General features: G+C 64.8%; 21 protein-coding genes and 1 tRNA gene. 6 read left to right on the forward strand and 16 right to left on the reverse strand.

Annotated elements, in window-relative coordinates; genetic code table 11:
- Nucleotides 1-14: 14 nt before the first annotated feature.
- The 3 genes from B5D13_RS07240 to B5D13_RS07250 are packed head-to-tail and all read right to left on the reverse strand — an operon-like array spanning nt 15 to nt 2,835.
- On the reverse strand, nt 15-872 hold the full coding sequence (locus tag B5D13_RS07240; protein ID WP_078687656.1) for an aminomethyltransferase family protein: 858 nt from the start codon (nt 870-872) through the stop codon (nt 15-17).
- A complete protein-coding gene (locus B5D13_RS07245; protein ID WP_078687657.1) occupies nt 869-2,098 on the reverse strand; it encodes a D-alanyl-D-alanine carboxypeptidase family protein in 1,230 nt (409 codons plus the stop codon). The genes B5D13_RS07240 and B5D13_RS07245 overlap by 4 nt, the downstream gene beginning before the upstream one ends.
- The gene (locus tag B5D13_RS07250; protein WP_078687658.1) at nt 2,098-2,835 is read right to left on the reverse strand and encodes a CDP-alcohol phosphatidyltransferase family protein; all 738 of its coding nucleotides are present in this window, start codon (nt 2,833-2,835) and stop codon (nt 2,098-2,100) included. Before B5D13_RS07250 ends, B5D13_RS07245 begins: the two co-directional genes overlap by 1 nt.
- Nucleotides 2,836-3,061: 226 nt before the next feature.
- Between B5D13_RS07250 and B5D13_RS07255 the strand changes: the two genes are divergently transcribed.
- The 5 genes from B5D13_RS07255 to B5D13_RS08720 all read left to right on the forward strand — a co-directional run bounded on the left by B5D13_RS07255 (nt 3,062) and on the right by B5D13_RS08720 (nt 6,517).
- Nucleotides 3,062-3,340 (forward strand): DUF1292 domain-containing protein, encoded by a 279-nt coding sequence (locus tag B5D13_RS07255; RefSeq protein WP_078687659.1) that lies wholly within the window; start codon nt 3,062-3,064, stop codon nt 3,338-3,340.
- A 445-nt stretch (nt 3,341-3,785) separates the two neighbouring features.
- Complete coding sequence (locus B5D13_RS07260) at nt 3,786-4,709, forward strand: tyrosine-type recombinase/integrase (protein WP_159444002.1); 924 nt, start codon at nt 3,786-3,788, stop codon at nt 4,707-4,709.
- Nucleotides 4,640-4,993, forward strand: coding sequence for a tyrosine-type recombinase/integrase (locus B5D13_RS07265; protein ID WP_078687661.1), 354 nt, complete (start codon nt 4,640-4,642; stop codon nt 4,991-4,993). The genes B5D13_RS07260 and B5D13_RS07265 overlap by 70 nt, the downstream gene beginning before the upstream one ends.
- A gap of 54 nt (nt 4,994-5,047) precedes the next feature.
- Entirely contained in the window at nt 5,048-5,998 is a 951-nt protein-coding gene (locus tag B5D13_RS07270) for an Abi family protein (protein ID WP_078687662.1), read from the forward strand.
- Between the two features lie 363 nt (nt 5,999-6,361).
- Complete coding sequence (locus B5D13_RS08720; RefSeq protein WP_159444003.1) at nt 6,362-6,517, forward strand: hypothetical protein; 156 nt, start codon at nt 6,362-6,364, stop codon at nt 6,515-6,517.
- 421 nt (nt 6,518-6,938) lie between these two features.
- Here B5D13_RS08720 and B5D13_RS07275 read toward each other — a convergent pair.
- Nucleotides 6,939-7,015: transfer RNA gene (locus B5D13_RS07275), tRNA-Pro, on the reverse strand.
- A 193-nt stretch (nt 7,016-7,208) separates the two neighbouring features.
- Here B5D13_RS07275 and B5D13_RS07280 point away from each other — a divergent pair.
- Nucleotides 7,209-7,553, forward strand: coding sequence for an MGMT family protein (locus B5D13_RS07280; RefSeq protein ID WP_078687692.1), 345 nt, complete (start codon nt 7,209-7,211; stop codon nt 7,551-7,553).
- Nucleotides 7,554-7,625: 72 nt separating this feature from the next.
- Here B5D13_RS07280 and B5D13_RS07285 read toward each other — a convergent pair whose 3' ends face one another.
- From B5D13_RS07285 to rpe, 12 genes are all read right to left on the reverse strand, one after another.
- Nucleotides 7,626-8,348 (reverse strand): Crp/Fnr family transcriptional regulator, encoded by a 723-nt coding sequence (locus B5D13_RS07285; RefSeq protein ID WP_078687663.1) that lies wholly within the window; start codon nt 8,346-8,348, stop codon nt 7,626-7,628.
- 143 nt (nt 8,349-8,491) lie between these two features.
- On the reverse strand, nt 8,492-8,878 hold the full coding sequence (locus B5D13_RS07290) for a DUF1667 domain-containing protein (RefSeq protein WP_234970789.1): 387 nt from the start codon (nt 8,876-8,878) through the stop codon (nt 8,492-8,494).
- 1 nt (nt 8,879) lies between these two features.
- A complete protein-coding gene (locus tag B5D13_RS07295; RefSeq protein WP_078687664.1) occupies nt 8,880-10,205 on the reverse strand; it encodes an NAD(P)/FAD-dependent oxidoreductase in 1,326 nt (441 codons plus the stop codon).
- Complete coding sequence (locus tag B5D13_RS07300) at nt 10,198-11,667, reverse strand: NAD(P)/FAD-dependent oxidoreductase (protein ID WP_200802625.1); 1,470 nt, start codon at nt 11,665-11,667, stop codon at nt 10,198-10,200. The genes B5D13_RS07295 and B5D13_RS07300 overlap by 8 nt, the downstream gene beginning before the upstream one ends.
- A 147-nt stretch (nt 11,668-11,814) precedes the next feature.
- The gene (locus B5D13_RS07305; protein ID WP_078687665.1) at nt 11,815-13,701 is read right to left on the reverse strand and encodes an ABC transporter ATP-binding protein; all 1,887 of its coding nucleotides are present in this window, start codon (nt 13,699-13,701) and stop codon (nt 11,815-11,817) included.
- A complete protein-coding gene (locus B5D13_RS07310) occupies nt 13,702-15,438 on the reverse strand; it encodes an ABC transporter ATP-binding protein (protein ID WP_078687666.1) in 1,737 nt (578 codons plus the stop codon).
- A gap of 24 nt (nt 15,439-15,462) precedes the next feature.
- Nucleotides 15,463-17,289: an ABC-F family ATP-binding cassette domain-containing protein gene (locus tag B5D13_RS07315; RefSeq protein ID WP_078687667.1), complete on the reverse strand. Its 1,827-nt coding sequence runs from the start codon at nt 17,287-17,289 to the stop codon at nt 15,463-15,465.
- 5 nt (nt 17,290-17,294) lie between these two features.
- Nucleotides 17,295-18,164 carry a deoxyribonuclease IV gene (locus tag B5D13_RS07320; protein ID WP_078687668.1) on the reverse strand — a complete coding sequence of 290 codons (870 nt, stop codon included), beginning with the start codon at nt 18,162-18,164 and terminating at the stop codon, nt 17,295-17,297.
- The gene (coaBC, locus tag B5D13_RS07325) at nt 18,151-19,371 is read right to left on the reverse strand and encodes a bifunctional phosphopantothenoylcysteine decarboxylase/phosphopantothenate--cysteine ligase CoaBC (RefSeq protein WP_078687669.1); all 1,221 of its coding nucleotides are present in this window, start codon (nt 19,369-19,371) and stop codon (nt 18,151-18,153) included. Before coaBC ends, B5D13_RS07320 begins: the two co-directional genes overlap by 14 nt.
- Nucleotides 19,371-20,090, reverse strand: a complete 720-nt coding sequence (locus B5D13_RS07330) for a zinc ribbon domain-containing protein (protein WP_078687670.1) — start codon at nt 20,088-20,090, stop codon at nt 19,371-19,373. Before B5D13_RS07330 ends, coaBC begins: the two co-directional genes overlap by 1 nt.
- Nucleotides 20,091-20,134: 44 nt before the next feature.
- On the reverse strand, nt 20,135-21,313 hold the full coding sequence (locus B5D13_RS07335) for a cysteine desulfurase family protein (RefSeq protein WP_078687671.1): 1,179 nt from the start codon (nt 21,311-21,313) through the stop codon (nt 20,135-20,137).
- On the reverse strand, nt 21,313-21,993 hold the full coding sequence (gene rpe, locus B5D13_RS07340) for a ribulose-phosphate 3-epimerase (RefSeq protein WP_078687672.1): 681 nt from the start codon (nt 21,991-21,993) through the stop codon (nt 21,313-21,315). The genes B5D13_RS07335 and rpe overlap by 1 nt, the downstream gene beginning before the upstream one ends.
- Nucleotides 21,994-22,000: the final 7 nt, after the last annotated feature.

Below are 22,000 nucleotides of genomic sequence, written 5' to 3' on the forward strand. Positions count from 1 at the left end.
GGATCGTCTTCCACCTACGAGAAGAGCGCACGCGCGCCCACGTAGTCGCGTCCGTCGCGCAGGAGGTCGTGCGCAAGCAGCTTCTTGCCCTCTAGCTCGAGGCGCCCCTCGGTCGCAAGGTGACGCGACCACGGCAGCCCGTCATGGCATAGGGACCCGAAATCGCCCACGCCCAGGGGTGCCACGGACTCGAAGGAGAGCATGCTCCTCCAAAGCGTACGAGCAAGGGCGGGCGAGACGAGCATGAGGTACGCTGGCTCCTGCGCCACCTCTACGCAGATGGTGAGCGCGGCGATGCGCTTGTCAAGCAGGAGGCTGCGCACTTCTTCGGATTGCGGAAGCTCGTTCACGCCGTCAACGTAGTCGGCGAGCACCGGCGTGGCCGAGCGACCCCACAGCAGGAGTGGCACGAGCTTGTGCGAGACGTCGTCGGTCTTGAGTCCGTCGTAGGGGCGGTAACCCTTTTGCTCCACGGTCGAGAGGAACGAGAGCCAGGCGCCGAGCATCTCTGCCCTGGGTGACGCGTCGATGGCCAGGTACTCGTGGTCTCCAGTCCTTACGGTCAGCGGGATGGACGCCACGCTGCCGTCGCCGACGAGGACCGCCTCGAAGGCCGCGGCGCCAACCGAAAGCGTCTTGCCGCCGAATGCGGCATTCCCGAAGCTGGCTGCGGGCTCGCCGCCTGCAAAGAGCATCGTCGTTCCCGTGAGGTCGGCCAGCAGGCAGCCGTCATGAAGCCTTTCGCTCAGGCTCTCGGTTGTGGGGTACGAGAGCGGGCGCTGGGCTCCCCTCCACTCCCCCATCTGAGCTCCAAGGAGCTCATGCTCCTCGAGTAGGACACTGGTTACGATGCCGTCATTGTTTTCGCTCATGCTGCGGTCAGCTCCGTCATGTCATAGAAGAGTGGTAGTGCGAACACGTTGAAGGACGAGACGTTCGTGATGACTCGCCCCGTGGAATAAGTCGCGTAGGCAAGCGGGCGCCCGTTCTGGTACCAGCTTGCGTAGCCCGTCGGTCCGTTGGCGTCGGCGAGGGTAGACTTTGCAAGCGTGCAGGAGTAGGTGATCCTGCTTCCAGGAAGGTAGCGACCCCGTGCGTCTGACTGGGAAGTGGTGACCACCTTGCCCCAGAAACCCAGCGAGTAGGTCGAGAGGCGAATGGGCCAGGACTTGCGCGTGAAGGTCACGCCCTTCATGTAGCTGTCGTACACCCAGTCCATCAGGATGGCGGTGTCGCTGAAGCGACCCTCGTGCGTCTTGCACCCGAGCACGCACGAGAAGGTTTGGATGCCGTGTCTCCTGCTCGAACCGAGGAACGTCGTGCCGGACTCGACGGCACCCGTCTTGATTCCGCAGAGCCCCGCATAGCTGCCCATGAGGTCGTCGGTCGATTGGAATGTCTTGGGCTGCCCGCCGACCGTAAGCGTCACGCTGTGCGTGGTGACGGCCTGCGCGATGAGTGGGTAGTTCTCGAGCGCGTAGCGACCCATTATCGCAAGGTCGTGGGCGCAGGAGTAGTGCCCGTCGGCCTCCAGCCCGTGCGGGTTCACGAAGTGTGTGTTCGTCATGCCCAGTTGCGCGGCCTTCGCGTTCATGAGCTCGGCGAAGGCATCCTCGCTGCCCGCGACCGCGATGGCGATGTAGGAGGCTGCGTCGTTTCCCGAGTAGACGAGCATTCCCATGATCAGGTCGCGCAGGGTCGGGGTCTCTCCCGGCTTGAAGCCGCAGAGCTGCGCGTCGGCTTGGAAGCTGAGCCCGTCGGGAATCGTGACGGGCGTGTCAAGCGAGATGCCCGAGTCGAGGGCGACCATTGCGGTCATGATCTTGGTGATGGATGCCATGGGCATCTGGGCCTGGGCGTTGTGGCTCGACAGGACGTTGCCGTCCTGGTCGATGATCTCCCAGGCTTGGGCCTCGGCGGGATGCGGACCGTTCTCGCCGTCGTTCGCGTCCGCGGCGAGCGCGCGGACCGGCATCGCTACGATGAAGAGAAAGGCGACCAGCACGACGAAGGCCGTCAGGAGCGCAACGCGTCTGCAGACGCGAGAATCGGAGGACCCATGGATCCCCCGTACGGCCAAACAGGTTGAGAAGGACATTAGAACACCTCGTCGATGCGATGGCCCACCGAACGCGCCTTGTGAACGTAGAAGGCGCCCTTGCACGTGTACTCGAGGGCGGCAAGTGCCGAAAAGAGCACGCCGGCGTAGACGAAGAAGATGCCGAGGCACGAGGAGGACCCGTTGAGTCCCGGAAGCCAGGAGGCGGAAACGAGCCCGAGGCCATCGACGTGCGGGATGCCCAGGAGCATGAGGGTGAAGCCCGTCATGAGGCAGGCGGTAGCCGCCTTGCCGACGTAGACCACGTCAACGGGACGGCCTCGGTACTTCTGCAGGTAGATCCCACCGAGGAACAGGTAGCTGTCGCGGCAGACGATGAAGATGGCGATCCACAGGGGAAGGTCTCGTGCGATGATGAGGCCGAAGACTCCAAGGAACAGCAGGAGACGGTCCATCACTGGGTCCATCATCTTCCCGAGCCAGCTGACCGTCTGTGTGCGTCGCGCCACCTGGCCGTCGAGGAAGTCGGTGACCGCGGCGACGGCATAGCACGCGAGCGCGAGGTAGCGGTTCTCGCCGTTGATGTAGAGGAAGAAGAAGACGAGCGTAAGCACGAGACGGCAAAAGGTGATGAGGTTCGCAAGAGTGAAGATCTTATGCGACGGGTTCTCGGATGACCCTACCGGCGCGCTGGTGCCCTGCTGCTGCGCCCTGAAGGCGTCCGGGTCGACCTGGTTCTTCACGTTTTGCTTGATTCGCGTGCTTGTCTGGGACACGTATTGCTCCTTGGGTATCGTCCAACGTTCTGTATATTACCCGTTTAGGCCAATGCGGAGCCAATGTGCGGAGCTTCTCCACCGCCCAGCGCGTCCTTCGCTGCCGATTTGCCGCCGTACAGCGGCTTGAGACGAGATTTTGCGCACGGGGGCGAGCCGTCGTGAGAACATTCGAGAAAATTGTGAGCTCGTTTGACGAGCGGGTTTTTAGCGGTCGGAGGTTTTCATGGCAGACGGTCTTGACGGCATCGAGGACGAGGAGACTACGATCATCACCCTCAACTACGACGATGGAACGAGTGAGGAGTGTGAGGTCATTGGTGTGTTCGGCCACGACGGAAGCGATTACATAGCGCTTGGCCCCGTCGAGGACGAGGATGACGTCTACCTGTATCGCTATCACGAGGGCGACGACGAGACGTTCAGCATCGCCGAGATTGAGGACGATCTGTTCGATTCCGTGGCCGAGGCCTACACGCAGATCATGGAGGAGGCCACGGCCTAGGGGGCTGGCGCTCGCCCGTTCTTCGTATCTTGGCCAATATTAGATATACGACGGCGTCGGACACCCATTGTCGAAATGACAGCTTGTCATCTCCGAAGTTTTGCGCAAAGAAAAAGACCGCACAAAGTGCGGTCTCATAATAATCTGGTCGGGTGGACTGGATTCGAACCAGCGACCCCTTGACCCCCCAAGGCGCAATCCTTGAAGAATGTCAATAGACAACGCAGGACATCACTTCCATAAATTGTGCTGTTTAACTGGGCATTTGCGTACTTTCATCAACATCAGGCGACCACAACCCCCGTCATGTAAAGTCGTCCGCAGGACACACATGGGACACCGTGTCCTATGTGTGTGTCCTTTGTGTCCTGCGAGGGCCCCTCCCCGCGGGCGGATGGTTCCAAGTTTTGGGAGGAACGATGGCGAGGAAGCTCAGCAGCGGCTAGTGTACAAGAACCAGAGGCTCGGGAAGTGGCGCCTCGCGATAAGCTGGCAGGACGACGACGGCAGGCAGCACAAGATGACCCGCTCCACCCAGGTGTCGTGCTACGAGGACAAGGTCGGCAGGAACGGGAAGGTGAGAAGGGACAACCGCGGCAGGGACGCAGCCGAGCAGCTCCTGCGGAAGTGGCGCGACGAGGAGGTCCGAAAGGACGAGGAGCTCTCCGGCACCGTCTCCTGCGAGACGCCTGTCTACCGCTACGTCCTCGACTACATAGACCTGAAGGAGTCCACCGGCAACATCTTCGCCTCCACGGCCGACGGCTACCGCTGGTACGCGAAGCACCTCCTGGGCACCGAGCTCGGCAAGACCCCCGTGGGGCACGTCACCGCACGGCAGATCCAGGAGTTCGAGCGCGACATGGTGCAGGACGGCTACGGCGGAAACACGGTCTCGCACACCCACGTGCTCCTCAAGACCGCCTTCATCAGGGCGCGCAAGCTGGGCGACATACCCTCCAACCCCTTCGACCTCGTCGACGCGCCCAAGAGGCCTACGAAGCCGATAAACTCGCTCGACGCACAGAGCGTCCGGCAGCTCAACCAGACCTTGGGGAGCGTCGCCGACCCGTTCTCGACCGCCGTGCTCCTCGCGCTCATGACGGGGATGAGGCAGGGGGAGATATGCGCCCTCAGGTGGCAGGACGTCGACCGCGTGTCACGTAAGATCCGCGTCTCGCACGCCCTCACGAGGGCGAACGGCACGTTCGCGCTCTCCACCCCGAAGCCAGGAGCTCCGCTAGGACCATCCCCTACGGCGACGAGCTCGCCCGCGTGCTGGAGGCGAGGGCACGCGCGATGCACGGCGAGCGCGAGGCGATGGGGCTCGACTGGGACGAGGGCCTCTTCGTCGTGGGGAACGCCGTGACGGGCGCCTGGAAGAGCCTGATGGCGCTCGGGCAGGAGTGGAGGGCGTTCGTGAGGGTGGCGAAGCTCGTGGGCTCTCAGGGCGAGCCGCCGAGGTTCCACGACCTTAGACACACCTTTGCGACCATGGCGATTGGGTCGGGCGTGGACGTGAAGACCGTGAGCGCCATCCTCGGCCACTCCAACGCCGCGATGACCCTCAACGTCTACGCGGACGCGCTCGCCGACAGCAAGAAGGTGAGCATGGACCTCATGGGCAGGATCATGTCCGCGGGGCTCTCGTAGGCCGTAGAATCAGGCATCGCCAGCCGCAGGACGACCAGATGGGCGGGTTTTGGAATGGAGCAACAGGACAAGGGCAGAAAGCCGAAGCTCGACCCCGAGGGGCAGGTGGCCTTCCTCAGGGGCAAGGGGGTCACGTTCGAGCGCATGGGCGAGGCAGACGCCATGCACTACCTCTCGCAGGAGTCGTACCTCTTTTCAGCGTACGCGTACCGGACGCTCTTCCCGAAGCGCGTCGGAGGGGCGCACGACGGCGAGTACGCGAACCTCGACTTCCGCGACCTGGTGGACCTGGAGCGGCTCGACCGGGATCTCAGGACGGCGCTCCTGCCGCTCGCGCTCGATGCGGAGCACCTCGCGAAGGCGCGGGTGCTCGACGAGGTGGCAAGGCGGCCTTCCGAAGATGGCCATTCCATCGTGCGCGACTACATAGCGTCGCTCTCCCCCTCCGAGCGCTCCCGGAGGGCGGCGGAGATTTCGAGGCTCCGGCGCGACGAGTACTCCGGAGACCTCCAGAGGCACTATCCCGCCGAGATGCCCATATGGGTGCTACTCGAGCTCTCCTCCTTCGGCACCGTCGCGGACATCTACCGCTTCTGCGCGAACCGATGGGGCGACCGCCCCATGCTGCGAGAGCACTACTTCCTCAGGTCTGCGAAGGGGGTGCGCAACGCCTGCGCCCACTCCTCCGCGATAATCAACGGGTTCGGCTCCGCGAGCCACGATGCACGTCCGGCGCCGGACGCCCTCACCGTCGCCCTGCGCGACGCGGGCTTCTCGAAGAGGTCTAGGGCGTCCAGGATGAGGAACCCACGCCTCCAGCAGATAGCCTCGCTCCTGCTCCTCCACAGGCGCATGGCCGAGGGGACCGCGCTCGCAGGCGAGGCGTCTGCAGAGCTCCGCTACCTTGCCGATGACATTAGGTCCGTGCTCTCTGTAACCCGTCCCGACGCCTCCGCGGAGGCGTCCATGGAATTCCTCGCCGAGCTGGTTGACCGCTGGTTCTGATCGGGTATAGTGTATATGGATGTCAAAACCCGAGAGGGTTTTATGTGGCGGGGACGCGTGAGCGCCTCCGCCTAATTTTTTGCCTTTCAGATCCGGCGCGCCCGCCGCCTTCCGGGATCGTAGCGTGTCGACCTTGGGGCATGCGCGCGATGCCCCTGCCACGGTGACCGATCCGACCACCATCCAAAGCGGGTCCGAACGAGGCGCCCGGGCGCCGAACGTCACGATTCGCGGGTCGTCGGCACCGGTACCAAATTCCCGACATTTGCCCGTAGAATCCCCGCAACGCATTGCCACCAATCGCTCCCGTCCGTCGTAGCATAGCTGCCACATCAAGCGGTCACGAGGACTGGAGGATATGCCATGAAGTGGATTTACGACGCTTGCGGCAACGCGGACCTCGAAGAGGTCGCATTCGCGGAGAGGGGCGTCTCGGCGATACTGGAGTACGTCGACCTCTCCTCTACGCCCCGAGGGACGCTGCGGACGCAGCGATGTGCCTCCTGGGGCGCTTGGTAAGGGAGCTCGCCGAGGCGACCGTGTCGCATGGCAATGCAGGGGACGACGAGTCTGCGCGTTAAGCTCTGCTCGCCGCTTTTCTCCGAAAGGCCGTCTTGCCCGCCGGTCACGCCGCCCCCGCGGGGGCGGCGTGACCTTGTGCGATGGTGCCCTTCCGACATCCGCTGCGACGGTGATAGCTGCTCCATCCCCTATCCACGCGCCCGTCGAAAGCGTCCAACCGGCGCAGGAGCACAGTGTGCTTCTGCGCCGACACCTCCACGCCCTTCCCCGCCAAAGACGCTGGCACAGGGAGCAAGCACCTCTTCCCGCTCCCTGACGGCCCGCGCGACGGGACGCGGTTTGTAGTACGTAAATAGTACGTCAGATAGTACGTATAAGAAAAAAGGTCAGAGGCTTAAGCCTCTGACCTGCGATTTCATGGTCGGGTGGACTGGATTCGAACCAGCGACCCCTTGACCCCCAGTCAAGTGCGCTACCAAGCTGCGCCACCACCCGTTGCTTTGACGTTTGCGAATTCGCTTCGCTTCCCGCCTGCGGTTGAATACAATAACGAACATCATCTTGATGTGCAAGCAAAATTTGAAAAAGAATTTTGCAGTCCCATTTTTGGTAGCAAGACGAGCGATCTACCTGTGGGTATTGACGTACTTTCAGATGCGGCAATTGTAACGAGGCGATGTACACACTCATGAAGGACCAAAGCGCGACGGGCGAAGGCCCCAACTTCTTCGAAAGGGCCTTTGACGTGGTAAGGCAGATCCCGCAAGGGCGCGTGGCAACCTACGGTCAGGTGGCCACGCTCATGGGCGAGCCGCGCAAGGCGCGCTTAGTTGGCTTCGCCATGCACCAGTCGCCCGGATTATCTGGAGGTGTGCCCTGCCATCGCGTCGTTTACGCGGATGGCTCGTTGACTCCGGGGTTTGCCTTTGGCGGTCCCGGCGAGCAGCGAAGGCTCCTGGTCACCGAGGGGGTCACTTTCACGAAGGACGGAAAGGTCGACCTTGAGAAGCATCGTTGGGAGGCCGGGGTCTAACAGAGGTCCTTAGGGCGGCGGCGGTATCTAGTGATTTGTTGCCGTGTGGTCGGGCCTGGGCCAAGCCTAGCGCTAGCGAAGCCTGAAGCCACAGCCCTCAATCGCAATGCTGCCCTCGCGCTGCATGAGCGACAGCTCACGCGAGAGCGCCGACCTGTTGGCGCCAAGGTACGCGGCGAACTGCGCCCTTGTGAGCGGTACAGAAATCACTTCTCCTTTGCTCTTGCCTTGGCGTGCGGCCTCGATGGAGAGGTAGGTCAGGACCTTCTGCCTGAGCGTGCGCTGCGAGACGACCTCAAGCCTCTGCATCAGGAGCACGTTCTTCTGGCAGAGCATGGAGACCATGTTCGAGGCGAGGCGCTGGTGGAATCTGCAGGAACGGGAACAGGTGCGGTTGATGCGGCTGAAGTCCAGAAACAGGAGGCTGCTCTGGCTGGCGGCCCGAAACGTGACGCGCGAGGTCCGCGTCGGTCCGCAGGCGAACGACTCGCCGACGAGTTCCCCAGGATAGAGACAGGCGAATATCGACTCGTTTCCGTCGATGTCCTGGGTGACCATCTGCACAGAGCCCTCGACGATTGCGCCGACTAGGCTCACCCTCTGCTCGGCGAGGATGATGGTCTGGGACTCGTCGAAGTCGCGCCGTGACAGTGACAGGCAGCCGGACATTAGCATGAGCTCTTCGAGCGAGATGCCCTCGAAGAGGGGAAGGCGCGCCAGCTCGGGTTCGCTTACGGGGATGGTCCTTGGCGGGAGGACGAGCGGCCTGGGAGCTCTGCCGTCAGATGATGTCACTTGCAACTCTCCCCTCTCCGCCGGTCTGCTCGCGACCTCCTGTCGGCACGGTCGAGAAGGGCGAGTCGTTCGCGCCTGGTAGGCCTGGCGGGATCGTGGGGCCTTGCGAACTACTAAAAGTATACGCAAGGAGAAGTACGTGGTTACGGGTACGAGGCGGTGGCGACGACGTCCACGCCCGTCCCACAAACGTCCGCGAGGACGACCTGGCCCATTCGAACCGGCGGGCTCACGCGGACGGAAGCAAGGGCCTCCATGACGTCGCGAACGAGGTCCTTGGGGACGTCTTGCGCAGTCTTGACGGGCAGCATGGGCGCGGGAGTCCTTCCCGCCACACGGACGGTGCTTGTCACGACGCGTGTGGGGTTGGTAAGCTCCTTGCGGGCATAGGCGTCCCCGCGCGGACAGGCGTTGCCCCCGACCGACGCGACCTCTGTCCCCGAGAGCCGCGCGACGAGGTGACAACCCCTGGGACACCGGATGCACGTCAGTTCTCGCATGATGCCTGTCGATGTCGCCCGGTCAGTCATGTCAGCCCTCTTCCAGCGCAATCGTGATGACGTCGTCACCCGAGAGTCCCTCGAGGCAACTGGCGCGAAGCCGTACGGTCAGCATCTCGGCCGGCACGAGCGCCACGTGGCGGCGATGGGAGACACGGCGGCCGCCGACGTAGACGCTGACGCAAACGTCCCGGTAGACCGCGTCGACACGAAAGCGCAGCGTGAGAGCGTCTTCGACCGCAGATGGCCTCACGAACGACGGAACGGCGCAACGGACGCCCCGCGCGCACTCAACCGGAAACGACCCTTCGCCCGACATGGGGGCCGTCGGCGCGGAGGGAGCGTCCTTCTCGATGGCCGCACGTAGGGCAAAGCGAGCGGCGCAGGAGCCGGCGTGTGCCGACTCCTCACTCACGTAGTCGACCAAATCATGCACGTGCAAGACGTTTCCGCAGGCGAAGATGCCGGGCGCGGAGGTCTCGAGGCTCTCGTTGACGCGGGCGCCGTGGGTGGTCGGATTGATGTCGATTCCCGCCTGCTGGGCAAGTTCGTTTTCGGGAAGGAGGCCCACCGAGAGCAGCAGCGTGTCGCACGGCACGCGGCGCTCCGTACCCGCAATGGGACGCAAGTCCTCATCTACCTGCGCTATGGTGACCGCCTGGACGCGCTCCGCGCCCTCGATGTTGACGACCGTATGCGAGAGGAGGAGTGGAATGCCGAAGTCCTCGAGGCACTGGACGATGTTTCGCTTGAGTCCGCCCGAGTAGGGCATGATCTCGCACACACAGCTGACATGAGCACCCTCGAGGGTCAATCGGCGCGCCATTATTAGGCCGATGTCGCCCGAACCGAGGATGACCACCTCGCGCCCGGGGAGGAATCCGTCCACGTTGACCAGGCGCTGCGCGGTGCCCGCGGTATAGACGCCGGCAGGCCGCGTGCCGGGGATGTCGAGCGCACCACGCGGGCGCTCGCGGCAGCCCATTGCCAGCACGATGGATCCCGCCGCGACGCGGAAGACGCCGTCTCGGGCGTTTACGGCCACCACCTCCCTGTCCGCGGACAGGGAGAGCACCGTCGTGTTGAGGAGGTACTCCACCTTGAGCTCCCGGGCGCGCTCGACGTAGCGCGCGGCGTACTCAGGTCCGGTGAGCTCCTCGTTGAAGGTGTGTAGGCCGAATCCGTTGTGGACGCATTGGTTGAGTATCCCGCCCAGGCGCCCGTCTCGCTCGAGGATAAGGACGGAGCGCGCGCCCCGCTTCCGCGCCGAGATGGCGGCAGCGAGGCCCGCAGAGCCTCCACCAACGACGAGCACGTCGACGGAGCGACTCACCATCGGTTCGCTCGAGCTAGCCATGGGGTGCAACCTCCTTGGTGTTGCCGGCTAGGTAGCGGGAGGCCCCGCCCTTTTTGGTGACCATCGCAAAGGGGATGTCGGGGTGCTCCTGCGAGATGATCTGCATGATGCGCGGGCAGCAGAAGCCGCCCTGGCAGCGTCCCATGGTTGCCCCGGTGCGGCGCTTGACCGCATCGACCGAGCGGGCGCCGCGTCGGCACGCTTCGCGAATCTGCCCCTCGCTCACGAGGCAGCAGCGACAAACGATGTTGCCGTAGCTTGGGTCGCGCGCGATGAGCTCGTTCCATTCCTCCGGCGAGATGCAGTTTAGGTTGACGTAGCCTCGCCTGCGAGGCTGAAAGTCCGGGCGGGGCCCGCGGGCCCGCCCCATGCGCGCGAGGGCCCGGAGCACCTCGGACGCGACCATGCGGCCGATTGCGGGACACGCCGTGAGGCCCGGGCTCTCGATGCCCGCGCAGTCCACGAAGCCCGGGGCCTCGGGCAGCTCGCCGATTGCGAAGTCATGCTCCGGACGGTGGGCGCGCAGGCCCGAGAAGGACGCGATGACTTCGCGAAACGGGATGTCCCGCACCCCGAGAGCGCTCCTGCACCTTACGGCTCCAAGGCCCGCGGCGGTGGTCTGGGTGCCTTCGCGGTCGTCGACGTCGTCCGCGGTTGGTCCGACCAGCAGGTTGCCGTGGACGGTGGGCGTGACGAGCACGCCCTTGCCCATCTTGGTGGGAAGCGTGAAGACCGTGTGGCGCACGTGACTACCGGCAGAGGTGTCGAGAAGTTCGTACTCCCCGCGCCGAGGCACGATTGCCATTCGGTGGGGGCTCACCATGTTGTGGATCTGGTCGGCGTAGATGCCGGCGGCGTTCACGACGCAGCGGGAGCGCACGACGCCTCCGCCGGCGTGGACCAGCCAGAGCCCTCCCTCCCGCTCGACGGACTCAACGCGCGACCCGAAGGAGAAGCCGACGCCGTTTTGGCGGGCGTTTTCGAAGAGCGCGATGACGAGCCCAAAGGGGTCGCAGATGCCGGCCGTGGGCGCCCACAGGGCGCACGTGGCGGCATCGGACACGTTGGGTTCCATGCGACGGAGCTCGTCCTTCTCGACCACGCGAAGGCCGGGCACGCCGTTTGAGCGGCCGCGCTCCAAAAGCGCCTCGAGGGCGGGACGCTGGTCCTCGCACGTGCACACGACGAGAGAGCCTACGGGCATGAAGGCGAAGTCGAGCTCTTGGGCGAGCCCTGGGAAGAGGGCGTTTCCCTCGACGTTGAGACGGGCCATGAGGGTCCCGGGATGGGCGTCGAACCCAGCGTGGACGATGGCGCTGTTGGCCTTGGAGGTGCCGCAGCCGACGTCGTCGGCCGCCTCTAGCACCAGATAGCGCCCGTCCGTTCGGGAGAGCTCGCGCGCGGCGGCGCAGCCGCTTGCCCCGGCGCCAACAATGACGCAGTCCCAAATGATGTCCTCCATGGCACCTCCGTGGCGGGCCGCCCAGCGATAGCGTGACTGTCGCACGTAAGACCATCATAGCGAGCCGCACCGAGGCGGCGGTCCCAGGGGCGGCGGATGGCCCGGATGCGGGCGTAGGTGCGCGCCTGGCGCGAGGCGCCAAGGTCACTAGCTGGCGAACTGGCTTCGGTACAGCTTCGCGTAGAAGCCGCCCCTCGCTAGGAGCTCCTCGTGCGTGCCGCTTTCGATCAGCCGTCCGTCGCGCATGGCCAGGATGCAGTCAGCACCCTTGATGGTCGAGAGCCTGTGGGCGACGACCAGGGAGGTGCGACCCTCCATCATGCGGTCGAACGCATCCTGAACCTGCAGCTCGGTGCGCGTGTCGATGGAGCTCGTGGCCTCGTCGAGCAGCAGCACCGCCGGATCGGTCAGCATGACGCGGGCGATGCAGAGAAGCTGCCTCTGACCCTGCGATAGGCTTCCACCATCCTCCCCCACGACAGTGTCGTAGCCCTGGGGGAGCTGCATGATGAACTTGTGCGCGTGGGCGCGGCGGGCCGCCTGCTCGATCTGCTGGCGCGTGGCGCCGGGGCGGCCGTACGAGATGTTCTGGGCGACGGTGCCCTCGAAGAGCCAGCTCTCCTGAAGCACCATGCCAAAGGCCGAGCGCAGCGTTTCCTTGGTCATGGTGGCGGTGTCTCGCCCGTCAAGCAGGATCCGGCCCGCATCGAGCTCGTAGAAGCGCAGCAGGAGATTTATGAGCGTGGTCTTGCCGCAGCCCGTGGGACCGACAAGCGCGAAGCGCTTGCCAGCCGGGATGTGCAGGCTGAGGCCTGTGATGAGCGGATGGTCGGGTGCGTACGAGAAGGACACGCTCTCGAAGTCGATGCGTCCCTCGAAGCGCTCGGGGCAGGCGGAGGCCGCATCCGCAGGGGGCGTCTCGGGCGCGCGGAGGACGTCCTTCTCGTCCTCTGCGTCCAGCAGCGCGAGGACCCTTCGGGCGGAGGCGAAGGCCGTCTGGACCTGCGTCACGACCGACGAGATCTCGTTGAAGGGCTTCATGTACTGGTTGGCGTAGCTCAGGAAGCTTTGGACCTGGCCCACCGTGAGCGCGGACGGCCAGGAGCTGATGACGCAGGTGAAGCCCAAGAGCGCGACGGCAGCGTAGATGACGTTGTTCACTAGGCGCGTCGAGGGGTTGGTGAGTGAGCTCACGAACTGAGCGCGCTCACCTCTTGCGTATAGGCGCTGGTTTATCTGGGAGAAGCGCTCGCACTCCGAAGTGGAGCGGGCGAAGGCGCTCACGAGCTTCTGGTTGGTGATGGTCTCCTCCGCGAAGCCGCCGAGCTCGCCCTGGATGGCCTGCTGCCGCGCGAAGGACTTGGCCGAGAGGCGCGCGATCAGGGCGGCCGCACCGACCGAAAGCGGCGTGAGCACGATCACGAGGGCCGCGACGGGCAACGAGATGGACAGCATGAACGCGAGCGTCACGACGATGGCGACGATGCCGTTGAAGAGCTGGTTGAAGCCCTGCAGGAGGCCGTCTCCCAGCTGGTCGACATCGTTCACGACACGCGAGAGCAGATCGCCGTGCGCATGAGAGTCGACGAACGACAGCGGAAGACGCTCGAACTTAGAGAAGGCGCAGGTCCTGAGGTCGCGCACCGTCTCGTAGCTCAGGCGGTTGGTGCAGTAGCCCGCCGCCCACTGAAGGGCGGCCGCGAGAGCGACGGTGAGCGCGAGCCGCTGGAGGGTCAACGCGAGGGCGGCAAAACCGACGCTGCCGGGCGCCACCAGGCAGTCGATGGCACGGCCGGTAAGGATGGGGACGTAAAGCTGCAGCACGACCGAGACGGTCGCCGCCGCGAACGATATGGAGAGCGAGACGATGTGCGGACGGACGAACGAGAGCATGCGGAGAAGGACCTGTCCGACGGAGTAGGAGCTCGCCTCGAGCTCAGGCGAGGCGCTGCCGCGAGGTCCCTTGCCCGAGCCGCCACGTACGGTAGCCATGGCAGCGGAGGCGCTGCCGCCGCCGGTGTAGGGATTGGGCATCTAGGCCACCTCCCCTTCGGAGAGCTGCGACAGGCAGATCTCACGGTAGAGATCGCAGCTGCTATAGAGCTCCCTATGCGTGCCGAGCCCGGCGACGTGGCCATGGTCCAGAACGAGTATCTCGTCGGCACCCATGACGGACGAGACGCGCTGCGAGATAACGATGCGGCTGAGGCCGGAAAGCGATCCGAGGGCCTCGCGCAGACGCGCGTCGGTCGCCAGGTCGAGGGCCGAGGCGGAGTCGTCGAGTATCAGCAGGCGCGGGCTTCCGACGAGCGCGCGGGCGATGGTGAGCCTCTGCCTCTGGCCGCCCGAGAAGTTCTTTCCACCGGCCTCGACAGGGGCGTCGAGCGCACCTTCCTTGGCGAGGACGAAGTCCGCAGCCTGGGCATGCTCGAGGGCCTCCATAAGCGCGGATTCGTCGGCATCGGGGCACCTCCAGCTGAGGTTCGAGCGTATGGTGCCGGAAAGGAGGCTCGCCTGCTGGGGCACGATGGCGACCGCGCGGCGCAGCGAACCGAAGCTGAGCGTTCGGACGTCGTGACCGAAGACGCGAACCGTCCCGGCGCCCGCGTCGTACAGACGTACCACGAGATTAGCGAGCGTTGACTTGCCCGAGCCCGTTCCGCCGATGATGCCGAGCGTTTCTCCCTGGCCAAGCGAGAGGCTCACGCCGCTGATGGCCGGCTCGCGCGCGCCCTCGTACCAGAACGACACGTCCGCGAGCTCCAGGGCGGGGACGGCGGCGTCGGTTGCGTCTGCGTCGAGCTCCTCGGATCCGGACACGAGCGAGACGGGGCACGACAGCACCTCACCCACGCGCTGCGCCGAGGCGGCCCCACGCGTGAACACAACGACGAGGTTCGCGACGAATACGACGGAGAGAAGGGCCTGGCCCATGTAGTTCACGAATGCGATGACCTGGCCCTGCGTGAGCTCGCCCTCGAAGACGCGATGGCCGCTCGCCCAAAGAATCGCTACGACGCCGAGGTTCATGATCAGAAGCGTCGAGGGGTTGAGCACGGCAGAGAGCCTGCCGACCGAGATGGCGGTGTCGGCCTGCGCAAACGCGGCCTCGCGGAAGCGCTTGCGCTCGGCGTCGTCTCGCCTGAACGCGCGGATGACGCGCGCACCCGAGAGCGCCTCGCGGCACACGAGCGACACCCGGTCGAGCCTCTGCTGCATGACGCGGAAGTACGGGACGGAGCGTGACATGACCAGCCAAAACACGAGCCCCACTACGGGGATGCACACGAAGAAGACCAGACCCAGTCCCACGTCGATGCAAAGCGCGGCGACCATCGAGCCGACGGCCAGAACCGGCCAGCGGACGAGCTGGCGAATACCCAGGGCGATGGCGACCTGGATCTGGTTCACGTCGTTGGTGAGCCGCGTCACGAGCGACGGCGTCGAGATGCGGTCGACGTCAGCGGCCGAAAGCGACATGGCCTTCTGGTACAGCGCATCGCGAAGGTCGGTGCCGACCCCCTGCGCCACGAGGGCCGCCATCTTCTGGCAGACCAGCGTGAAGCAGTAGCCGACGATGGCCAGGCCCATGAGGAGAAGGGCGTAGCGCAGCACGACCGAGGAGTCATGCGCCGCGACGCCCTGGTCGATCATGCGGGCAACGATGACGGGCGTCGCGAGGTCGAAGAAGACCTCGACGACCTTGGCACTGACCCCCAGTGCCAGTCGCACCCGATACGGAGCGACGAACCTTGAAAGCAACTCTCTCACGCGCACTTCCTAACGGGGCCGTCCCTAGTCCAGACCAAGCCTCTCCGCGAGCTCGAGCCACTCGTTCTCGAGCTCGTCGATCTCGGACAGCACGTCGTCGATCTTCTTCTGCTGGTCCAAGAGGCCAGCGTAGTCTGAGGGGTCCATGGCAGACATCTCGGCCCGCAGTTGGTCGGGCTTGCCCGACAGCTTGTCGATGCGACGGGTGACCGAGTCGTAGCGCTTCTTGAGCTCGCGGCGCTCGGAGTTCGAGAGCGTCGGCTTTGCCCCGGAGTCGCCTGAGTCGGGCGCGTCGTCAGAGGCAACCATAGACCCGCGGGTTTCCGGAGTCGAATTCCTCTTTTGTATGGACTCATTCAAGAGTCTGAGATACTCGTCGGTACCTCCCGGAACGTGACGGATCTCGCCGTCGATGATGGCGAACTGGTCGTCCGTGACGCGCTCCATGAGATAGCGGTCGTGGCTCACCAGGATGAGCGTGCCGGGCCATTCGTCCAGGAGGTCTTCAAGGACGGCGAGCATGTCGGTGTCCAGGTCGTTGCCGGGCTCGTCGAGAATAAGCACGTTGGGCTCGTCGAGAAGGACGCACAGTATCGAGAGGCGACGGCGCTGCCCGCCCGAAAGGTCCCTGATGAAGGTCGGGAACTCCCGACGAGAGAAGCCCAGTCGCTCCAGCAGCTGCTCCGCCGACTGCATCTTCCCGTCGATCATGTAATACTTTTTGTAGCTCGCGATGAGCTCCGACACACGCCAGTCGTCCTTCTCGTGAAGTTTGTCAAGGTGCTGCGAGAGGATGCCGAACTTTACCGATTTGCCGATCTTCACGTAGCCCTTGGTCGGAAGGAGCTTGCCGGTCATCGCCTTGAGCAGGGTCGACTTGCCCACGCCGTTGGCGCCGAGTATGCCGTAGCGGTCGCCGGGGCCGATGAGCCAGTTCACGTCGTGAACGACGTTCTTGCCCGGGTAGCCGACGCTGACGTTCTTGAACTCCATCACCTGCTTGCCCAGGCGGCTTACCGCAAGGCGCTTGAGCTCGATGGTGTCCCTCAGTGGCGGGTCACCCGCAAGGAGCTCCATGGCTGCGTCTATGCGAAACTTGGGCTTCGAGCTGCGAGCCTTGGCCCCATGCGCCAGCCAGTTGAGCTCCTTGCGCAGGGTGTTCTGGCGCTTCTCCTCCGCGACGGCCGCCTGGCGCTCACGCTCGACGCGCTGTTGGATGTAGGCCGAGTAGCCGCCCTCGAAGGGGTCGATCTGCCCGTCGTGAACCTCCCACATGTGCTCGCAAACCTCGTCGAGGAACCAGCGGTCGTGCGTGACGACGAGAAGTGCGCCATGACCCGAGGGCCAGCGGCGCTTGAGATGGTTTGCGAGCCATGTGATGGCGTGAACGTCCAGGTGGTTGGTGGGCTCGTCCATTAGCAGGACGTCCCAGGTACCCGTGAGGACGCGCGCAAGGTCGACGCGGCGGCGCTGGCCTCCAGAGAGCTCGCCCACGGCCCCCCTCCAGTCGACGTCGCTCAGGAGCTCGTCGATGATCGAGCGCACACGCGGGTCGGACGCCCACACGTACTCTGGGACGTCTCCCACGACCGCGTGTTCGACGCTCTCGTCGTCGGAAAGGGAGTCCTCCTGCGCCAGGACGCCGACCTCGATGCCATTGCGGTAGGTGACGTCGCCGGAATCTGGCTGGATGCGCTTGGCGACAAGCTCGAGAAGGGTCGACTTTCCGTCACCGTTCTTGCCGACTATGCCGATGCGCTGGCCCTCGTTGATGCCGATGGTCTGGTCGACGAGGACCGTCTTGCCGGGCCATTCGTGCGAGACGTGCTCGCAGCCTATGAGTATGCCCACTCTCTCTACTCCTTTTCGCCTGTCGCGAGGGAGCGCAGCAGGGCGATTTCGTGCTTGTAGCCATCAAGATCGTTGGGCGTCTCTAGAACCATGGGAAGCCCCCTCAGGAGGGGGTGGTTCACGATGCGGGCGAAGGCCCGCTCTCCCAGGCAACCCTCGCCGATGCGCTCGTGACGGTCCTTGCGTGCGCCCACGGCATTCTTCGAATCGTTCAGATGCAGGGCCTTGAGCCGGTCAAGGCCGATGCAGCGGTCGAACTCCCCGAGCACACCGTCAAGGTCGGAGGCGATGTCGTAGCCGGCATCGCTCACGTGGCAGGTGTCGAGGCACACGCCCACGAGCTCGTCGTGGTCCACGCCATCGATGATGCGCCTGATTTCCTCGAAGCTGCGTCCGACCTCGGTGCCCTTGCCCGCCATGGTCTCCAGCAGGAGGAGGGTTGACTGGCCGGGGCGAAGCGCCTGGTTGATGCCATCGACGATGAGCTCGACCCCGCGGTCGACGCCCTGCTTCACGTGGCTGCCAGGGTGGAAGTTCAGGTAGTTGCCGGGCAGTGCCTCCATGCGCTCGAGGTCCTCCCTTAGGACGCGGCGGGCGAAGTCGCGGGTCTCCTCCTTGCTGGAGCAGAGGTTCATAGTGTAGGGGGCGTGAGCGACCAGCGTTCCGAAGCCCTCTCGCCCCAGCAGCGCGCGAAGCGCGGCCGCGTCGTCGGGATCTATGGGTTTGGCGTTGCCCCCGCGGGGGTTGCGGGTGAAGAAGGCGAAGGTCGTCGCGCCTATCTCGAGCGCGGTTCTCCCCATCGCCTCAAGTCCCTTCGATGTGGAAAGGTGGCAGCCCAGGGCAAGGTCCTCGCCCGAAAAGCTAGCGTGCTGCATGAGCGGAAGCCCCCTCGATAAGTGCAGAAACACGACCCAGAAGCTCCGAGGCGACATCGTCAAGCGGAAGCGTCTCCATTTGCTCGACGCCCTCATGCGTCACGAACGCCACCCGGTCGGTGTCCGACCCGAAGGTAGAGTCGGCACGCGAGACGTCGTTTGCGACGATCATGTCACAGCCCTTGCACTCGAGCTTGCGCTTGGCGTTAGCGAGAAGGTCGTTCGTCTCGGCGGCAAACCCGACCACAACACGCGACCCCTTCAAGGCGGAAAGCGAGGCGAGGATGTCTGCGGTCTCGACGAGTTCGATGCTATCGAGGTGCACGTGGGATTTCTTGAGCTTGTAGTCAGCGGGGTGCGCGGGAGTGTAATCCGCGACGGCCGCCGCGCAGATGGCGGCATCGGCATCTGCGAACGCGGCAGTGGTCGCCTCGAGCATCTGCGCCGCACTCACGACGTCAACACGCTCGACGCCGGCAGGTGCTGCGAGGGAGGTGGGGCCGCTCACCAGCGTCACCTGGGCACCCAGCGAGGCGGCGACGCGGGCAATGGCGTATCCCATCTTGCCAGTGCTCGCGTTGGCTATGTAGCGAACCGGGTCGATGGCCTCGTGCGTGGGCCCCGCGGTCACAACGACCTTCCTCCCGCAAAGCACGCCGCCCTTGGAATCCGTCTGACGAGCCACATCCAGCAACGCAAGCGCTGCGGAGACGATGTCATCCACGGAGGCGAGCTTGCCCGCGCCGTCATAGCCACAGGCAAGGTGACCCTCGTCTGGCTGCACGAAGCGGATGCCGCGGGCGCGAAGCGTGGCAACATTGGCCTGCGTCGCCGGGTTCGCCCACATATGCCCGTTCATGGCGGGGGCCACCAGAACGGGGCAGTGCATTGCCAGAAGCGACGAGCTCACCAGGTCATCGGCGATTCCCGAAGCCATCTTCGCCATGACGTTCGCGGTGGCGGGGACCACGACCGCAAGGTCGGAGTCATCGGCCAGCGAGATGTGAGGAATCGGCGTCTCGCAGTCGTAGAGCGAGGTATAGACCTCATGATGCGTCAGGGCGGCAAAAGTGGTCGGGCCGACAAAGCGCGTGGCGTCGTCGGTCATGGCAACGACAACGTCGCAGCCGGACTTTTGGAGCCCGCGAAGCACCTCACAGGCCTTGTAGGCGGCTATGCCGCCGCAAACGAAGAGGGAGGTCCTCATTACTGAGCGACCTCCTCGGTCACCAGCATGCGGTGGCAGTACGGGCACTCCGCGATGGGGGTGCCCTTCTTGATGTCGTTGTAGAGGCTGGGCTGGAGCTTGACGCGGCAGACGGAGGGGACGTTACCGTGCAGTCGCTCGACGCAGAGGCCGTCAAATCGCTTGCCGAGCCGCTCATAGGTGGCAAGCGTCTCAGGCTGGATGTCGGCGAGAACCTGCTTGCGCTCGGTGGCGAGCTTGCGCACCTCGGCCATGATGTTTGCGGAGTCACGCTTGAAGGACTCCTCGAGGGACTTCCTCTCGGCATCGAGCCTGGCGTCGAGGTCGCGTGCGTTCTTCTCGGCCTTGCTGGCCTTCTCGAGCGCCTCCATCTTCTGGCCGTGCGTGAACTCGAGCTTCTCCATCTTCTTGGCGAGCGAGGTGAGCTGCTGCTCGATGCTGCCGATCTCGCGATAGCCCGTCTCGCCGGCATTGAGCTTGGACTTCACCTCGTCGCGCACGTCGACAAGATGCTGGTAGGCAGCCTCGGAGTCGCTCACGTCGATCTCGCAGTCCTTGCGCTGGCCGACGATCTTGGTGAGCTGGACGGCGAGCTTCTTCTTCGCGGCGTCCAGCGCGGCAAGCCTCTTCTGCTGGGGCATCGCCTTGAGCTGGCGGCTATACCTCATGAGCTCGATGTCTATGCTCTGGAGCCTGAGAAGCGCCTCATATTCGTTCATGTGTTCCTCCTTGCGGTCGAATGGCGACCCGTGTTCCTTGACGCCTACAGGCGGCCGTTCTGCTGTCTGACGATGTCGAGAAGGGCTTGCGCGAATCGATCGAGGTCGTCCTCGGCAATGCGTTCGTCGAACGAGATCCTGAGAGCTCCGAGCGCCTGGTCTCGAGGGATGCCCATGGCCGACAGAACATGGCTCGGGTCGAGCGAGCCAGAAGAGCAAGCCGAGCCAGCCGAGACCTCGAACCCCGCCCGGTCGAGCTTGAGGATGAGCGTCTCGGAGTCGACGCCCGGGCACATGATCGAGACCATGCCCGGGAGTCTCCCCTCGTCAATCGTAGCCGAGGTGGTGGGAAGGATGCCCGTCCCTTCGGCGCAAAGCGTCTGGTAGAGGCGGTTGGCGCGAGCGGAGACGAGGGCGCGCCTCTCGGAGAGGTTCTCGCACACGTCAAGGGCGGCAGCGGCGAACGCGAGCGCAGAGCGCACGTTCTGGGTGCCGGCCCTTCTCCCCTGCTCCTGTCCCCCACCGAAGCCCTGCGGCCTGAACGGGGTGCGACCGCGCATCGCCAGTACGGCTATCCCCACAGGGCCACCAATCTTGTGGGCCGCCGCGCTCACCGCGTCGACTTCGTCGAGCTCCAGGGGAATGCGGCCGAACGCCTGCACGGCGTCGGTGTGGAAGAGCGCCCCGTGAGCGTGAGCGGCACGACAGAGCTCAGCCACGGGCTGGACGACGCCGGTCTCGTTGTTGGCGCTCATGACCGAAACGAGTGCCACGCGGTCGTCGAGCAGGGGCTCGAGGGCCTCGGCGGTCACTCGGCCCGAGCGGTCGGGACGCACAAACTCGACGTCGAAGCCACGGCCGCGAAGGCTGGGGGCGACGTCGATCTCGGAGTCGTGCTCAATCGCCGAGATTATCACCCTGGTGCGTTTGCGATCGCGGGCGCGGGCGCCCTCGGAGATGCCATAGAGCGCGATGTTGTTGGACTCGGTGCCGCCCGAGGTGTAGACGACGTCAGAGGGACGGAAGCCGCCGCCTAGGCAGCGAGCCAGGTCGCGGCGGGTCTTCTCGAGAGCCTGCTGGGCCTTGCGACCAAGCGTGTGGAGGCTGTTGGGGTTTGCCCCGGCGATGTCAGACCCCTCGTAGGCGAGCTCGGCGGCGAGCGCAGGCTCACTCATCGGCGCGGAGGCGGCGTAGTCGAGGTACACGAAGCCGTTCTGATCCATTAGCGCCTCGCCTCGAGACCGAGCCTGCCCTGGGCACGCAGCCCGGCAATGGCCTGAGCGCGATCCTGGGGCTTGAAGACGGAGCTGCCAGCGACGAGCACGTTGGCTCCCGCCTCGACAATATCCCGAGCATTGCCGACGCCGATGCCACCGTCGACCTCGATGGCGGGGCTCACGCCATGCTCGCGGCAGAGCTCGGAGAGCTTCCTGACCTTCTGGACGGAGTTGGGGATGAAGCTCTGGCCGCCAAAGCCGGGATTCACCGTCATGACGAGAACCAGATCGACGTCCTCGATCACGGAGTCGAGCAGGCACACGGGCGTGGCGGGATTGAGGGCGACGGCTGCCTGGGCGCCGGCCTCGCGAATCTGCGCGCACAGGCGGTTCGCATGCGTGGCGGCCTCAAGGTGGAACGAGATGATGTCGGCACCGGCCTCGAGGAACCAGGGAACCTGGACCTCGGGGTTCGAGACCATGAGGTGAACGTCGAGAGGGAGCTTGGTCGCGGCCTTGACCTGCTTCAGGATGGCCGTACCGTAGCTCAGGTTAGGCACGAAGTGGCCGTCCATCACGTCGTAGTGGACCAGGTCGGCGTCGCGTACGGCGTCAAGCTCCGCGCCGAGCTTCGTGAAGTCGGCGGAAAGAACCGAAGGTGCGATGAGCACGTCTTCGTTGAGCATAAGTGCA

This window comes from Olsenella sp. KH1P3 (assembly GCF_900167315.1).
In the GTDB taxonomy this organism is placed as follows: Bacteria; Actinomycetota; Coriobacteriia; order Coriobacteriales; family Atopobiaceae; genus Olsenella_J; species Olsenella_J umbonata_A.

Coding starts and splice junctions, on each gene's coding strand:
- B5D13_RS08720 (WP_159444003.1), top strand. CDS start 6,362: ATGAAGTGGATTTACGACGCTTGCGGCAACGCGGACCTCGAAGAGGTC.
- B5D13_RS07330 (WP_078687670.1), bottom strand. CDS start 20,090: ATGAACGAATATGAGGCGCTTCTCAGGCTCCAGAGCATAGACATCGAG.
- B5D13_RS07245 (WP_078687657.1), bottom strand. CDS start 2,098: ATGTCCTTCTCAACCTGTTTGGCCGTACGGGGGATCCATGGGTCCTCC.
- B5D13_RS07305 (WP_078687665.1), bottom strand. CDS start 13,701: ATGCCCAATCCCTACACCGGCGGCGGCAGCGCCTCCGCTGCCATGGCT.
- B5D13_RS07240 (WP_078687656.1), bottom strand. CDS start 872: ATGAGCGAAAACAATGACGGCATCGTAACCAGTGTCCTACTCGAGGAG.
- B5D13_RS07265 (WP_078687661.1), top strand. CDS start 4,640: ATGCACGGCGAGCGCGAGGCGATGGGGCTCGACTGGGACGAGGGCCTC.
- B5D13_RS07270 (WP_078687662.1), top strand. CDS start 5,048: ATGGAGCAACAGGACAAGGGCAGAAAGCCGAAGCTCGACCCCGAGGGG.
- B5D13_RS07280 (WP_078687692.1), top strand. CDS start 7,209: ATGAAGGACCAAAGCGCGACGGGCGAAGGCCCCAACTTCTTCGAAAGG.
- B5D13_RS07295 (WP_078687664.1), bottom strand. CDS start 10,205: ATGGCTAGCTCGAGCGAACCGATGGTGAGTCGCTCCGTCGACGTGCTC.
- B5D13_RS07300 (WP_200802625.1), bottom strand. CDS start 11,667: ATGGAGGACATCATTTGGGACTGCGTCATTGTTGGCGCCGGGGCAAGC.
- B5D13_RS07290 (WP_234970789.1), bottom strand. CDS start 8,878: ATGACTGACCGGGCGACATCGACAGGCATCATGCGAGAACTGACGTGC.
- B5D13_RS07255 (WP_078687659.1), top strand. CDS start 3,062: ATGGCAGACGGTCTTGACGGCATCGAGGACGAGGAGACTACGATCATC.
- rpe (WP_078687672.1), bottom strand. CDS start 21,993: ATGCTCAACGAAGACGTGCTCATCGCACCTTCGGTTCTTTCCGCCGAC.
- B5D13_RS07335 (WP_078687671.1), bottom strand. CDS start 21,313: ATGGATCAGAACGGCTTCGTGTACCTCGACTACGCCGCCTCCGCGCCG.
- B5D13_RS07320 (WP_078687668.1), bottom strand. CDS start 18,164: ATGCAGCACGCTAGCTTTTCGGGCGAGGACCTTGCCCTGGGCTGCCAC.
- coaBC (WP_078687669.1), bottom strand. CDS start 19,371: ATGAGGACCTCCCTCTTCGTTTGCGGCGGCATAGCCGCCTACAAGGCC.